The organism is Streptomyces sp. NPDC007917 (assembly GCF_042959105.1).
Lineage (GTDB): Bacteria > Actinomycetota > Actinomycetes > Streptomycetales > Streptomycetaceae > Streptomyces.
In genome coordinates this window covers 113,837-127,563 of sequence record NZ_JBIBKK010000008.1, presented here as the reverse complement: position 1 = coordinate 127,563, position 13,727 = coordinate 113,837, and the positions used below count along the sequence as shown (strand labels likewise).

The 13,727-nt window shown below is 71.6% G+C and carries 12 protein-coding genes and 1 tRNA gene; 4 read left to right on the top strand and 9 right to left on the bottom strand.

Going from position 1 to position 13,727, the window contains the following annotated elements; translation table 11 throughout:
• Window positions 1-483 precede the first annotated feature (483 nt).
• Window positions 484-556, bottom strand: a tRNA-Thr gene (locus ACFZDL_RS17685).
• Window positions 557-754: 198 nt separating this feature from the next.
• Here ACFZDL_RS17685 and ACFZDL_RS17680 point away from each other — a divergent pair.
• The 3 genes from ACFZDL_RS17680 to ACFZDL_RS17670 all read left to right on the top strand — a co-directional run bounded on the left by ACFZDL_RS17680 (window position 755) and on the right by ACFZDL_RS17670 (window position 3,453).
• Complete coding sequence (locus ACFZDL_RS17680; protein ID WP_353588705.1) at window positions 755-1,891, top strand: sn-glycerol-3-phosphate ABC transporter ATP-binding protein UgpC; 1,137 nt, start codon at window positions 755-757, stop codon at window positions 1,889-1,891.
• 303 nt (window positions 1,892-2,194) lie between these two features.
• A complete protein-coding gene (locus ACFZDL_RS17675; protein ID WP_353588707.1) occupies window positions 2,195-2,614 on the top strand; it encodes a hypothetical protein in 420 nt (139 codons plus the stop codon).
• Window positions 2,615-2,658: 44 nt separating this feature from the next.
• Window positions 2,659-3,453 (top strand): nucleotidyltransferase family protein, encoded by a 795-nt coding sequence (locus ACFZDL_RS17670; RefSeq protein WP_353588709.1) that lies wholly within the window; start codon window positions 2,659-2,661, stop codon window positions 3,451-3,453.
• Between the two features lie 188 nt (window positions 3,454-3,641).
• Here ACFZDL_RS17670 and ACFZDL_RS17665 read toward each other — a convergent pair whose 3' ends face one another.
• The 6 genes from ACFZDL_RS17665 to ACFZDL_RS17640 form a co-directional block, all read right to left on the bottom strand.
• On the bottom strand, window positions 3,642-5,174 hold the full coding sequence (locus ACFZDL_RS17665) for a DoxX family membrane protein (RefSeq protein ID WP_353588970.1): 1,533 nt from the start codon (window positions 5,172-5,174) through the stop codon (window positions 3,642-3,644).
• A gap of 242 nt (window positions 5,175-5,416) precedes the next feature.
• Window positions 5,417-6,370: a 23S rRNA (guanosine(2251)-2'-O)-methyltransferase RlmB gene (gene rlmB, locus ACFZDL_RS17660; RefSeq protein WP_353588711.1), complete on the bottom strand. Its 954-nt coding sequence runs from the start codon at window positions 6,368-6,370 to the stop codon at window positions 5,417-5,419.
• A 170-nt stretch (window positions 6,371-6,540) separates the two neighbouring features.
• Entirely contained in the window at window positions 6,541-7,941 is a 1,401-nt protein-coding gene (gene cysS / locus ACFZDL_RS17655) for a cysteine--tRNA ligase (RefSeq protein ID WP_353588714.1), read from the bottom strand.
• 193 nt (window positions 7,942-8,134) lie between these two features.
• The gene (gene ispF, locus ACFZDL_RS17650; RefSeq protein WP_353588972.1) at window positions 8,135-8,617 is read right to left on the bottom strand and encodes a 2-C-methyl-D-erythritol 2,4-cyclodiphosphate synthase; all 483 of its coding nucleotides are present in this window, start codon (window positions 8,615-8,617) and stop codon (window positions 8,135-8,137) included.
• A 55-nt stretch (window positions 8,618-8,672) separates the two neighbouring features.
• Window positions 8,673-9,464, bottom strand: a complete 792-nt coding sequence (gene ispD, locus ACFZDL_RS17645; protein WP_353588716.1) for a 2-C-methyl-D-erythritol 4-phosphate cytidylyltransferase — start codon at window positions 9,462-9,464, stop codon at window positions 8,673-8,675.
• Between the two features lie 249 nt (window positions 9,465-9,713).
• Window positions 9,714-10,196, bottom strand: coding sequence for a CarD family transcriptional regulator (locus ACFZDL_RS17640; RefSeq protein WP_009716930.1), 483 nt, complete (start codon window positions 10,194-10,196; stop codon window positions 9,714-9,716).
• A gap of 625 nt (window positions 10,197-10,821) precedes the next feature.
• On the opposite strand from ACFZDL_RS17640, the gene ACFZDL_RS17635 reads away from it, so the two are divergent.
• Window positions 10,822-11,523: a DUF461 domain-containing protein gene (locus ACFZDL_RS17635; protein WP_353588719.1), complete on the top strand. Its 702-nt coding sequence runs from the start codon at window positions 10,822-10,824 to the stop codon at window positions 11,521-11,523.
• A 110-nt stretch (window positions 11,524-11,633) separates the two neighbouring features.
• Here ACFZDL_RS17635 and ACFZDL_RS17630 read toward each other — a convergent pair whose 3' ends face one another.
• The gene (locus ACFZDL_RS17630; protein WP_037960596.1) at window positions 11,634-12,314 is read right to left on the bottom strand and encodes a response regulator transcription factor; all 681 of its coding nucleotides are present in this window, start codon (window positions 12,312-12,314) and stop codon (window positions 11,634-11,636) included.
• Entirely contained in the window at window positions 12,311-13,600 is a 1,290-nt protein-coding gene (locus ACFZDL_RS17625; RefSeq protein WP_353588721.1) for an ATP-binding protein, read from the bottom strand. Before ACFZDL_RS17625 ends, ACFZDL_RS17630 begins: the two co-directional genes overlap by 4 nt.
• Window positions 13,601-13,727 lie beyond the last annotated feature (127 nt).

Here is a 13,727-nt window from a genome sequence, read left to right as displayed (position 1 = left end):
CCGACCAGAATCACGAACTTCCGCATCACGAACTTCCGCGCCACCGTTACCCACTGGTTCTCAACCCGCGAACAGCCCTTCTTCCCCGCAGCTGAGAAGCCCTTGTCCAGTAGGTGGATAGTGACCGGAAAGGCCGCACAAGCCCCTGCGGCGCGAGATTAGTTCGCCCTCCGCAAGCCAGTCAACGCACTACAGTTCGTAAAGATCAAGTAAAATCGCCCACTTTTGTGCCGCTTCTGCTTAACGCCACGGCGCGGCAGCCGTGGGATTGTCAACAAGCTGCACTCCGACCCGGAAACTCCGCCCCAGGTGACCCCGCTCCGAACGCGCAGCGCACTCGGAGCGCGACGGTGGGCGATCACGCGGGGGCGCGGCTGGCAATTTGTTGACAGCCTCGACGGCAACCCGGCGGGACGGGGGTGGGTGTGAAGGGCGAGACGAACGGCCCTCCGTGGTCCGCCACGAAGGGCCGTGCGCTCGCGGAGCCGACTGTCGGGCTCGAACCGACGACCTTCGCTTTACAAGAGCGGTGCTCTACCAGCTGAGCTAAGTCGGCGCGTCCCCAGCAGTGTACCCACGCCGAGGGGGTGATCCGTTCGAAATCCTCCCCGTCGTCCAAACTTTGGTCCGCACAGGTAGAGACAGGAAGCCCCACCCCGAGTTAAGGTCACGGCCAGTCCGCACGAGTGGACTAGACCCCTGCCTTTACTCGGATCGTCCGGCACGTTCCTGCCGGTGAAGGGACCAGATCAGCATGGCTACGGTCACGTACGACAAGGCGACCCGGATCTACCCGGGCACCGAAAAGCCCGCCGTCGATCAGCTCGAGATCGACATCGCGGACGGCGAGTTCCTCGTTCTCGTCGGCCCCTCCGGCTGCGGCAAGTCCACCTCCCTGCGGATGCTCGCCGGCCTCGAGGACGTCAACGGCGGCGCGATCCGGATCGGCGAGCGCGATGTCACCCACCTTCCCCCGAAGGACCGGGACATCGCGATGGTGTTCCAGAACTACGCGCTGTACCCGCACATGACCGTGGCCCAGAACATGGGCTTCGCGCTGAAGATCGCCGGCGTCAACAAGACGGAGATCCGGCAGAAGGTCGAGGAAGCGGCCAAGATCCTGGACCTCACCGAGTACCTGGACCGCAAGCCCAAGGCGCTCTCCGGTGGTCAGCGGCAGCGTGTCGCGATGGGCCGCGCGATCGTGCGTGAGCCGCAGGTCTTCCTCATGGACGAGCCGCTGTCCAACCTGGACGCCAAGCTCCGTGTGCAGACCCGTACCCAGATCGCGAGCCTGCAGCGCCGCCTGGGCATCACCACCGTGTACGTCACCCACGACCAGGTCGAGGCCATGACCATGGGCGACCGGGTGGCCGTGCTCAAGGACGGGCTGCTGCAGCAGGTCGACTCGCCGCGCAACATGTACGACAAGCCGGCCAACCTCTTCGTCGCGGGCTTCATCGGCTCCCCGGCGATGAACCTGATCGAGGTGCCGATCACCGACGGCGGCGTGAAGTTCGGCAACAGCGTCGTCCCGGTCAGCCGCGAAGCGCTCAGCGCGGCGGCGGACAAGGGCGACCGCACGGTCACCGTCGGTGTCCGCCCCGAGCACTTCGACGTGGTCGAGGAGGGCGGCGCCGCCGCCAAGGCCCTGACCAAGGAGAGCAAGGACGCCCCGGCCGGCCTCGCCGTCTCCGTGAACGTCGTCGAGGAGACGGGCGCCGACGGCTACGTCTACGGCACCGTCGAGGTCGGCGGCGAGACGAAGGACCTCGTCGTCCGCGTCAACAGCCGCTCCGTCCCGGAGAAGGGCTCCACGCTCCACGTCGTCCCGCGTCCGGGCGAGACCCACGTCTTCTCGACGTCCACGGGCGAGCGACTCAGCGACTGACCGCCTGAGCGCGCGATCATCTGATTGACTCCAGGGCGCCGCCCGTCCGCCTCCGCGCGGACGGGCGGCGCCTGTTGCTGTATCGACAAATACCCCGACAGATAAATACCCCGCCAGATCGGACATTTCACCCCAACCCGTCAAGGCCCGCCCCACCCTCTGACGTATCGGGTCCCCCGAAACGGTGACTAAATGTCGCCAAATCATCGCTCCTCGCTACGATCGCCGCGTACCGCAGTCCCCTACGCACCGACCGTCCGCATACCGACCGTCGAGCACGGCCACGAACCGCGAGGAACGTCCTTGAACACCGCAGCACGCCGCATCGGCAGAACTCTCGCCCTCGTCCTCCCCGTCGTCCTCGTCCTCTCCGGGACGCTCGCCGTCACCCGCGTCCCGTGGGCCTCCCCGACGTCCGAGTCGCAGATCCTCACCGCCTCCTCCGACAAGGCCTCCACCCGCGCCGCCCACCGCGCCCCGCACGAGGCGCTGCGCGACCGGCTGCTCGCCGAACTCCAGGAGAAGGACCCGGGCGTGGCCCTCACCCACCTCCAAGTCGCCACCTCCGAGCGGCCCTCGCTGGCCAGGCACTGCGTCTCCATCGCCCGCGCGCTCGGCCGCGCCGCGGTCGCCAAGTACGGCGGTGCGGACCGCGCCCAGGCCTACTCCCGCCCGGTCTGCGACACCTCGTACGCGACCGGCGTGGCCCGGGCCCGCCGCTGACGCGGCTCGCCGCCCCCCTCACGGCACCGCATATCGTGCGGCCCATGACAGATGACGCCCGCACCGCGGCGCGGCACCCACTGCCCGCGCGCCCCACACAAGCCGTCGTCCTGGCCGGAGGCCAGGGCTCGCGGCTGCGCCCGTACACCGACGACCGCCCCAAGCCCATGGTCGAGATCCCCGGCACCGGCACCCCGATCATCGGCCACCAGCTCGCCTGGCTGGCCGCCGAGGGTGTCACCGACGCCGTCGTCTCCTGCGGTCACCTCGCGGCGGTGCTCCAGGACTGGCTGGAGTCGGCGGACCTGCCGCTGCGGGTGACGACGGTCGTCGAGAAGGAGCCGCTCGGCCGCGGCGGCGGTCTCAAGTTCGCCGCGGCGTCGCTCCCCCACCCCGACCGGTCCTGGTACGCCACCAACGGCGACATCTGGACCCGCTTCTCGCTCCGCGACATGGCCGACTTCCACCGCGAGCGCGACGCGGTCGCCACGCTCGCCCTGGCCCGCCCGCGCATCCCCTGGGGCGCGGTGGAGACCGACGAGTTCGGCCACGTCCTCGACTTCATCGAGGCGCCGCCGTCGCCGTACCTCATCAACGCCGGCGTCTACGTCTTCTCCGCCGACTTCACCGCGCTGCTCCCCGACCGCGGGGACCACGAGCGCACCACCTTCCCCCGGCTCGCCCGCGAGCGCCGCCTGGCCGGGTTCCCGCTGCCCCACGGGGCGTACTGGCGCGCCATCGACACGGCCAAGGACCTGACCGAGGCCGCCAAGGAGCTGGCCGCCGGATCGCCGTCGCACGGCACGCTGGGGCAGGCCCCCGCCGCGCGGCGCGCCTGAGCGCCGCCTCACGCGTGGTGATGCTCCGGGCCGCGGCCCGGGCACCGCGGTCGGCCCCCACGTCCCTGTAGCCGTGCGCGGATGAGGGGCGACGCGCCTCGGCCGCGACCCGGCCGCCGCGCCCGGACAGCGGTCGACCCGGCCCGGGCACTGCCCGGGCCGGGTCGGGGCGTCAGCCGGCCGGCGCGTCAGCCGAGGAGGCCGCCGAGGGCGCCGCCCTCCTGGGGGGCCTCGGTGTAGCCGTACGAATCGCCGGACGTGCCGCCGCTGCCCCCGGCCACCTCGGGCCAGGTCTCGCCCTCGCCGATGCCGAGACCGCCCCGGCCGCTCCGCCCGCCCGCCGACGACGGCCCTTCCGTGGTCTGCGGGACGGCCGGCCGCCGCGGCTGCCCGGGGGCGGCCTGCCGCCCGCTGGGGGACGGGGTGGGGCGGCGGGCCGGGGCCGAGGCGCTGGGCGAACCCGCCGAGGAGGCCGCCGACGGGGCGGTCGGGCTGGTCAGCGAGGAGCGCGGAGAGGGCGCTCCGCCCGTGCCGAGGGGGCCGCGGGTGGCGCCGCTGGGGCTCTGGTCGGCCCGCCGGGGCAGCGGCGAACCGGGCAGGTTGTTCGTCGGGACATCGCTCGGCTCCGGTGCGCGCACCGTCTCCGAGGCCCGTACAGCGCCGCCGAGCAGCGAACCGAACAGCAGCGTCATCCCGATCACGATCATCGCCATGAAGCCGCCCCGGCGCAGCACCCGCCGCCGCAGCGCCCACAGCCCGACCCGCGGCCCGAGCCGCCGCCACGCCTCGCCCGCGAGCCGGGCGTCCGTCGAGTAGACCGGGGCGCCCGCGATGATCAGCGGGCTCCAGGCGGCGAGATAGATGATGTCCGGCGCGTCGTACACCGGTACGGTCCGCCAGCTCACGGTCAGGATCAGCGCGGCCGACAGCGCCGCGCCGAAGAAGGCCGCCAGGCGCTGCCACAGCCCCAGCACCGTGAGCACCCCGACCACGACCTGCAGGAAGGCCACCGTCAGACCGGCGCCCACCGGATGCCCGAGCGCGAAGTCGCGCAACGGCTCGGCGATCGGCCAGGGGTGCAGCGAACGCAGCCAGGTGACCATCGAGCCGCGCTCGCCGCCGTCGAAGTAGACCGGGTCGGAGAGCTTGCCCATGCCGGCGTAGATGGAGATGAGCCCGAGGAAGACGCGCAGCGGGAGCAGCACCACGCCCAGGTTCATCCGGCGGCCGGGGTAGTAGGCGTGCCGTACGGAATCGGCGTGGCGGCGCGGGCGCGGGACCTCGGCACCGCCGCCCCGGGCGGCTCGTCTTTCGGCTGCCCGGTTCTCATCCGCCCGCGGCGGCAGGGATTCGGCGTACGGGCTGCGGCGCGGGCCGACGACCGTGGGCGGGCCGTCGTCGAGGGTGAGCCGCGGCAGCACCTGTGTGGCGGCCGCGTCCTCGCCACCGTCCCGGGCACCGGAGGCGCCGGCAGCGCCTCCGTCCGCCAGTCCCGCCCCCGCGTACCGCACGGCCTGCAGCAGCCGGGTGGCCGCCGCGTCGCCGCCGGGCCGGGTGCGGCCGCTCCAGACCACGGGCGGGCGGCGCCGGGCGGCGGCCGGGACGCGGGCGAGCCGCGTGGTGTCCGCCAGCGCGTCGCTCACCACCGGTGCGGCGAGCTGCACCCGGAAGCTCGCGGGATTGACGGTGACCTGTGCCGGATCGCTCGGCACCTTGGCCATGGTCAGCCGTGGCTCGTCGTCAAAACCCGGTGCGCGTCCCCCCAAGGGCGTGCGGGGTGTTCTGGTCTCCACGCTCAACTAACCGAGTGACGCGCGGATAGGACACTGCCGTGACCGCCCCGGAATGTCCGAGGCCCGTCAAGCCATGATCATGTGGGGCCGGGCAGGCCACCTGATCAGCTCAGCCCGGCGCCGGACCACTCAGCCTCTCAGCCCCGGTGCGGGCCCGGGACCCGGACCGCTCAGCCCCGGTGCCTGACCGCCTCGTACAGCACGACGCCCGTCGCGACGCCCGCGTTGAGCGATTCGGCGCCGCCGGGCATCGGGATGCGCACCAGGACGTCACAGGTCTCGGCGACCAGCCGGGACAGCCCCTTGCCCTCGCTGCCGGCCACGATCACCACCGGGCCGTCCAGCACCTCGGCGTTCTGCACCTCGGTCTCGCCGTCGGCGGCCAGCCCGACCACCATCAGGCCCGCCTTCTTGTACGCCTCCAGCGCACGGGTGAGGTTGGTCGCCCGCGCCACCGGCGTACGCGCCGCGGTGCCCGCCGAGGTCTTCCACGCCCCCGCCGTCATCCCGGCCGCGCGCCGCTCCGGCACCACCACGCCATGGCCGCCGAACGCCGAAACCGAGCGCACCACCGCGCCCAGGTTGCGCGGGTCGGTGACCCCGTCGAGGGCGACGATCAGCGGGTCCTGGTCCTCGTCGGCCGCGGCCGCGAGCAGGTCCTCGGGGTGCGCGTACTCGTACGGCGGCACCTGGAGCACCAGCCCCTGGTGGTTGAGGCCGTTCGTCATCCGGTCGAGCTCGGGGCGCGGGGCCTCCATGAGGTGGATGCCGCCGCGGTCCGCCGCGAGCTTCAGCGCCTCGCGCACCCGGTCGTCGCTGTCGATGAACTGCTGGACGTACAGCGTGCTGGCCGGGACGCCCTCGCGCAGCGCCTCGACGACCGGGTTACGGCCCACCACCAGCTCGTTCGTGCCCTTGCCGCCGCCGCGCCGCGGGGCCGGGCGGCGGGCCGCCTGCTTGGCGCGCGCCTGGGCGACGCGCTGCTTGACGTGGCCCTTGCGCATCTCGGCGGGCGGGGTGGGGCCCTTGCCCTCCAGGGCGCGGCGCCGCTTGCCGCCGCTGCCGACCGTCGCACCCTTCTTGTTGGCGGTGCGGCGGTTCCTGCGCTGGCTGTTGCCGGCCATGGGGTTCACCTGTTTCTCGTCCGTGGCCGCCCGCCGGCCGCCCGGCCCTGGCGGGCCTCACGGCTTCGCGCGGCTGTGCCCCCGGGCCTGGTCCGGCGGCTGCCTGCTGGGTCATGTGGTGTGGGTGCGCCGGGGGCGCACCCACGTCGGTCGGGGCGGGGCCGCCGGGGTCAGCGCGAGCCGAGCTCCCAGCGCGGCCCGCTCGGGGTGTCCTCGATGACCAGCCCCGACTGCTGCAGCTGGTCGCGGATGGCGTCCGCCGTCGCGTAGTCCTTACGGGCCCGCGCGGCCTGCCGCTGCTCCAGGACCAGCCGTACGAGCGAGTCGACGACGCCGTGCAGGTCCTCACCCCGGTCGGGGCCGCCCGCCCAGTGCTCGTCGAGCGGGTCGAGGCCCAGCACACCGAGCATGGCGCGCACCTCGGCCAGCCGGGCGACGGCCGACTCCTTGTCGTCGGCGGTCAGGGCGGAGTTCCCCTGGCGGACGGTGGTGTGGACGATCGCGAGCGCCTGCGGGACGCCGAAGTCGTCGTCCATCGCCTCCGCGAACGCGGGCGGCACCTCGGGCGCGGGCGGGACGACCTTCCCCGCCTTCTCCGTGACGCGCTGCATGAAGCCCTCGATCCGCGCGAACGCGGACTCGGCCTCGCGCAGCGACTCCTCGCTGTACTCGATCATGGAGCGGTAGTGCGGGGTGCCGAGGTAGTAGCGCAGCACGATGGGGCGCCAGTGCTTGACCATCTCGGAGACCAGCACCGAATTGCCGAGCGACTTGCTCATCTTCTCGCCGCTCATGGTCACCCAGGCGTTGTGCGTCCAGTACGTGGCGAAGTCATCGCCGAACGCCTTGGCCTGCGCGATCTCGTTCTCGTGGTGCGGGAAGATCAGGTCGACGCCGCCGCCGTGGATGTCGAAGGCCGAGCCCAGGTACTTGTGGGCCATCGCCGAGCACTCCAGGTGCCAGCCGGGCCGGCCGCGCCCCCACGGGGTCTCCCAGTTCGGCTCGCCGGGCTTGGCGGCCTTCCACATGGCGAAGTCGCGCGGGTCACGCTTGCCGATCTCGCCCTCGCCGGAGGGCTGGCGCAGCCCGTCAAGCTCCTGGTTGGAGAGCTCCAGGTAGCCGGGGTACGAGCGCACGTCGAAGTAGACATTGCCCTCGGCGGCGTAGGCATGGCCCCGCTCGATCAGCCCCCGCATCATTTCGATCATCTCCGGCACATGGCCGGTGGCCCGGGGCTCATACGTCACGGGCAGGCAGCCGAGGATGTCGTACGCGGAGTTGAACGCGCGCTCGTTCTCATAGCCGATCGCCCACCAGGGGCGGTTCTGCTCCGCCGACTTCGCGATGATCTTGTCGTCGATGTCGGTGACGTTGCGGACGAAGGTCACCTCGTAGCCGCGGTAGGTGAACCAGCGGCGCATGATGTCGAAGTTGAGCCCCGACCTGATGTGCCCGATATGCGGGGCGGCCTGCACGGTCGCGCCACACAGGTAGATCGAGACACAGCCCGGCGTGAGCGGGTTGAAGTCACGGATCTGCCGGGCGCTGGTGTCGTACAGGCGAATAGTCACGCATCAAGGGTAGACGGAACGCGGCAGTGCCCCGCGACCCTATGACCACAGGGACACAGAAGCGTGACACTTGGGACGCTCCGGCCGCGGGTCCGCGCGGTGCGCCGGGCGCCGGGCGGAGGCCCGACACACCGTCACATCCGCTCCGGGTAACCGCGGGGCAAAGCGACCTTCCCCACCCCGCCGCGAACGGCTAGCCCACCCGCACCACCAGGGCCGTGGCGATCGCCGCGAGACCTTCCGCGCGGCCGGTGAGGCCCAGGCCGTCGGTGGTGGTGCCCGAGATCGCCACGGGCGCCCCGACCGCCGCCGAAAGCGCCTTCGTCGCCTCGTCCCGCCGCTTGCCGATCTTCGGGCGCACGCCGATCACCTGGATCGCCACATTCCCGATCTCGAACCCCGCGGCGCGGACGATCCGGGCGGCCTCGGCCAGCAGGGTGACCCCGGAGGCCCCGGCCCACTCGGGGCGGTCGGTGCCGAAGTGCGCGCCGAGATCGCCGACCCCGGCGGCGGAGAACAGCGCGTCACAGGCGGCGTGCGCGGCGACATCGCCGTCGGAGTGCCCGGCCAGGCCGTACCCTCCGTACTCTTCGCCTTCCCACAGCAGACCCGCGCACCACAGCTCGCGGCCCTTCTCGAAGGCGTGCACATCCGTGCCGATGCCCACGAGCGGCATCGCGGCGAGGGGCGCGCCCTGGACCTCGCCGCGGGCCCCGGAGGGCCCGGAGACCTCAAAAGCCATCGGTGGCCCTCCTCCGGGCGAGCACGGCCTCGGCCAGCACCAGATCCAGCGGCCGGGTCACCTTGAACGCCTCCTCGTGGCCGGGCACGACCACGACCTCGACCCCGAGCCGCTCCACCATCCCGGCGTCGTCCGTCGCGCCCTCGCCCTCCAGAGCGATCTTCTCGTGCGCCTCGACCAGCGTGGCCCGGTCGAAGCCCTGCGGGGTCTGCACGGCGCGCAGCAGCGCGCGGTCCGGGGTGCCGACCACCGGCTCGGGCTCCCCGGCCCGGTCGCCGGTGCGCGGCTCGACCTGCTTGACGGTGTCGGCCAGCGGCAGCGCCGGGACGACGGCGGGCGCCCCCTCCCGTACGGCGGTGACGACCGCGTCCACGGTGTCGACGGGGACCAGCGGGCGCGCCGCGTCATGGACCAGGACGCAGGTGATGTCCTCGGGCACGGCGGCCAGGCCGCGCCGGACGGACTCCTGGCGGGTCTCGCCGCCGGGCACCACCACCACATCGGTGGTACCGGTCAGCGGATAGGCGTCGAGCAGCCGGCGGACCTCATCGGCCCCGTCCGGCGGGGCGACCACGACGACCAGCGCGACGGAGCGGGACCGGGCCATGGCGCGCACCGCGTGCACCAGCATCGGCGTGCCGCTGAGCGGGCGCAGCGCCTTCGGCGCGCCGGGCCCCAGCCGCACCCCGCGGCCGGCCGCCGGGATGACGGCGGCGGTACGGGCGGGGCGGGCAGGGCTCTCGCTGCCGCCGGGATTCGCGGACTGCCCTGGGACGGACATTGAGTTGGCGTTCAGGTTTGCTTCCTCGACCGAAATGGGTATGGCCACAGCGTGCCGGGCGCGATGCCCCGACCAGCCCCTTCCGTGACGACTGGTCGGGCCAGCTGCCCGGGCCCGGCACACCAGTACCGTCGGCACGGAGTCGGCAGGATCTTTGAGGATCTTCGGCGACACCGGCATGCGCACATGCCGCAGCGCCCGGCGACAGACGCTAGGTCTGAGTCACTCGGGCACCGCGGCATCTATGTGTCAGGACGCGAGGACCTCGTCGAGCAGGGCCTCGGCCTTGTCCTCGTTGGTGCTCTCGGCGAGGGCGAGCTCGCTCACCAGGATCTGGCGCGCCTTGGCGAGCATGCGCTTCTCACCTGCGGAGAGTCCGCGCTCCCGCTCTCGGCGCCACAGGTCGCGCACCACTTCGGCGACCTTGATAACGTCGCCGGAGGCGAGCTTCTCGAGATTTGCCTTGTAGCGACGGGACCAGTTCGTCGGCTCTTCGGCGTATGGTGCGCGCAACACCTCGAAGACCCGGTCCAGCCCGTCCTGGCCGACCACATCACGCACACCGACGAACTCCGCATTGTCCGCCGGCACACGAACCGTCAGATCACCCTGAGCGACCTTCAGCACCAAGTAGGTCTTGTCCACGCCTTTGATCTGGCGAGTTTCGATGGCCTCGATCAGCGCGGCCCCGTGATGGGGATAGACCACGGTGTCGCCAACCTTGAACGTCATGTGACAGGTACCCCTTCCGTGGCTATCCAGGGTAACACGGGAACGCCTTCTTCTGAATGGCGTTTTCGCAGGTCAGGGCATATCTCGGGGCTTGACAACAGCGGGCGGAACGTGCTGGGCGGGGCCTGCGGAAGCGGGTATTCGCAGGTGAGAGTGGCTGCGCGGGCGCGGCGAAACCCGTACGCCACACCCCCCGACAGCCCCCCGCGAGTGACCATATGTCCCGTTTTGCCGGAGTCCGGTCGAAGGACTTCCGCTACTCCGTTCGGGCCTGGAGCGACTGATCCCATGGTCTTTCCCGAATTGATCACGCCAGAGTGGATCAGGGGTGGATCAAGAGTGGATCAAGAGTGTTGATCAATTCTCGGACGTCCACACATTCCTTACCGATAATCGCTCCTTCCACCACCGGACCAATATTCACCGCGCGCATCAGACAGGCACATCAGACACGCACGTCAGAAGTGGATCGGGGAAGCTGAAGATCGGATCGGCGGCGGCGCCGGTCGCGCGCCGGGCGGGCCGGGTGCGGCCCCGGGTGGGTCGGGTGCGGCCCCGGACGGGGGGATCGGTAACCTAAGCCCGCTGATCCAACTTTTACCTAGCCCTAGGAGATGCCGCCGCCGTGAGCAGCAGCCTTCGACGCGGCGCCCTCGCCGCCGCCGCCCTCGTGGTCTCGGTCGCCTCACTCTCCGCCTGCGCGGCCGGGGACGACGCGCAGACGCTGCAGGTCAAGCCGGACAACGCCGCGACGTCCGTCGGCGATATCAAGATCCAGAACGCCACCGTCGTGACCCAGCCGGACCGCAAGACCAAGGGCCCGGCCGTCATCACGGCGAAGATCTTCAACAACGGCGGGGACAACCAGACCCTCAAGGCCATCACCCTTCCCGGGACCAGCACCAAGGTGAAGGTGTCCCCGGCCAAGGGCAGGGGCGCGGTCGTCGTCCCGGCCGGCGGCTCGGTGCTCCTCGGCGGCAAGGGCAACCCCTCCGCGGTCATCGAGGACGGGCGCGAGGCCCCCAGGAACGGCGACGCGCAGCGGATCGTCTTCGACCTCAGCAAGACGGGCGATGTGCCGATCACGGCGTTCGTGGTCCCGGCGACGCACTACTTCGAGGAATGGGGCCCGTCGCAGATGCCGACCTCGACCCCGTCCACCACGGCGCCCACCACCCCGGCCGGCAAGCAGACCGACACCAAGAAGCCGGGCTCCCCGGCGTCCGGCAGCGCCACGGCGACCAACAAGCCGTCCGGCGCGGCGGAGGAGAGCGGCGCGCCGTCCAACGGCATCGCCTCCGGCGAACCGACGCCGACGGGCCACTGACCCGTCACCACCGACAGCAAGCGCCGCGAGGGCCCTGGAAGCGACTTCCAGGGCCCTCGCGGCGAAGCGGGGCAGCTAGGTGAAGCTCTCTACGGCGGCTTGCTAACGGCCTACGGCTCGAACTTGTAGCCCAGACCGCGCACCGTCACCAGATACCGCGGCGCCCCCGGGTCAGGCTCGATCTTCGCGCGCAGCCGCTTCACGTGGACGTCCAGCGTCTTCGTGTCGCCCACGTAGTCCGCGCCCCAGACGCGGTCGATCAGCTGCATCCGGGTCAGCACCCGGCCCGCGTTGCGCAGCAACATCTCCAGCAGGTCGAACTCCTTCAGCGGGAGGTCCACCTTGCCGCCGCCGACCGTGACCACGTGCCGGTCGACGTCCATCCGTACCGGCCCGGCCTCCAGCGCGGCCGGGGTGACCTCCTCCGGCTCGCCGCGGCGGCGCAATACGGCGCGGATGCGGGCCACCAGCTCGCGTGAGGAGAAGGGCTTGGTCACATAGTCGTCGGCTCCTATCTCCAGGCCGACGACCTTGTCGATCTCGCTGTCCTTGGCGGTCACCATGATCACCGGGACGTTGGAGCGGCCGCGCAGCTGACGGCACACCTCGGTGCCGGGGAGGCCCGGCAGCATCAGGTCGAGCAGCACCAGATCGGCGCCGTTGCGCTCGAACTCGTCGAGCCCCTCGGGTCCCGTTGTCGCGATCGCGACCTCGAATCCCTCCTTGCGGAGCATGTACGACAGCGCGTCGCTGAACGATTCCTCGTCCTCGACGACCAGAACTCGGGTCACGGAAGGACCTCCGGGGCAGAAAGGGGTTCACAGGAATTGGTCTCGTACGGCCGGTCCTGGTCCTCTCCATCGAGGTCAGCGTTGGTCTCGTACGGCTCGCGCGACGAGCGGTCGCGGTCTCGGTCGCGGTCGCGCACCGAGCCGGCTTCCGGCAGCCGCAGGGTGAAGGTGGAGCCCTGTCCCTCGGCGCTCCACACCGTGACCTCCCCGCCGTGCGAGGCGGCCACGTGCTTGACGATGGCGAGCCCGAGCCCGGTCCCGCCGGTCTGTCGCGAGCGGGCCGGGTCCACCCGGTAGAAGCGCTCGAAGATCCGCTCGCGGTCCTTCTCCGAGATGCCGATGCCCTGGTCGGTGACGGCGATCTCGATCTGATCGCCGCCGGTGGCGGGGATGCGGCGGGCCGCGATGCCGACGCGGGTGCGGGCCGGGCTGTAGTTGACCGCGTTCTCCACGAGGTTGCCGAGCGCGGCGGCCAGCTGGCCGCGGTTGCCCCAGACGTGCAGGTCGGCGGTGCCGCCGGTGGCCATGGTGATCTGTTTGGTGCCGGCCTGGTGGCGGCACCGGTCGATGGCCTCGGCGACCAGCTCGTCCACGCGGACCGGCTCCGCGTCCTCCAGCGGGTCGTCGTTCTGCACCCGGGACAGGTCGATGAGCTCCTGGACCAGGCTGGTCAGCCGGGTCGCCTCGATCTGCATCCGGCCGGCGAAGCGGGTGACGGCCTCGGGGTCGTCGGACGCGTCCATCACGGCTTCGGACAGCAGGGACAGCGCGCCGACGGGGGTCTTGAGCTCATGGCTGACGTTCGCGACGAAGTCGCGCCGTACGGCCTCGATCCGGCGGGCCTCGGTCAGGTCCTCCACCAGCAGCAGCACCAGACGGGAGCCCAGGGGGGCGACTCTGGCCGACACCGCGAGGGCCTCGCCGCGGCCCGTGCCGCGCCGGGGCAGGTCCAGCTCGATCTGGCGGATCTCGCCGTCCCGCCGGGTGTCGCGGGCCATCTGCATCATCGGCTCGACGGCCAGCTTCCCGCCGCGGACCAGCCCGAGCGCGTACGCCGCGGAGCTGGCCTTGACCACGGCGTCCGCCTCGTCGAGGACGACGGCCGAGGAGCGCAGGACGGAGAGGACGGTGTCCACGCCGGGCGGCAGCGCGGCGTCGGTGTGCAGCGAGGAGCGCGTAGGCTTCGCCTGTTCGCGTTCGCTCCAGCGGAACGCCAGCATGGCGATGACGCCGGTGCACAGCCCGGCGAGCGCCGCCAGTGCGGCGATCGCCGCGTTCACGTTCATGCGTCCAGGTTATGCGGGGCACGAGACAGCTCCACAGCCCCAGACGGGCGCCCTCGGGGAGACGTTTCCCAGAGTTCACCGGGGAGTCAGTAGCGGTTCACTCCGGATGCCGGAACCCGACGCGTTC

Bases quoted from the DNA above. Each gene is read 5' to 3' on its own strand.
- rlmB (WP_353588711.1), bottom strand. From the start codon at position 6,370: ATGGCCGGCAACAGCCAGCGCAGGAACCGCCGCACCGCCAACAAGAAG.
- ACFZDL_RS17640 (WP_009716930.1), bottom strand. From the start codon at position 10,196: ATGACGTTCAAGGTTGGCGACACCGTGGTCTATCCCCATCACGGGGCC.
- ACFZDL_RS17625 (WP_353588721.1), bottom strand. From the start codon at position 13,600: ATGAACGTGAACGCGGCGATCGCCGCACTGGCGGCGCTCGCCGGGCTG.
- ispD (WP_353588716.1), bottom strand. From the start codon at position 9,464: ATGTCCGTCCCAGGGCAGTCCGCGAATCCCGGCGGCAGCGAGAGCCCT.
- ispF (WP_353588972.1), bottom strand. From the start codon at position 8,617: ATGCCGCTCGTGGGCATCGGCACGGATGTGCACGCCTTCGAGAAGGGC.
- ACFZDL_RS17665 (WP_353588970.1), bottom strand. From the start codon at position 5,174: ATGGCCAAGGTGCCGAGCGATCCGGCACAGGTCACCGTCAATCCCGCG.
- ACFZDL_RS17670 (WP_353588709.1), top strand. From the start codon at position 2,659: ATGACAGATGACGCCCGCACCGCGGCGCGGCACCCACTGCCCGCGCGC.
- ACFZDL_RS17680 (WP_353588705.1), top strand. From the start codon at position 755: ATGGCTACGGTCACGTACGACAAGGCGACCCGGATCTACCCGGGCACC.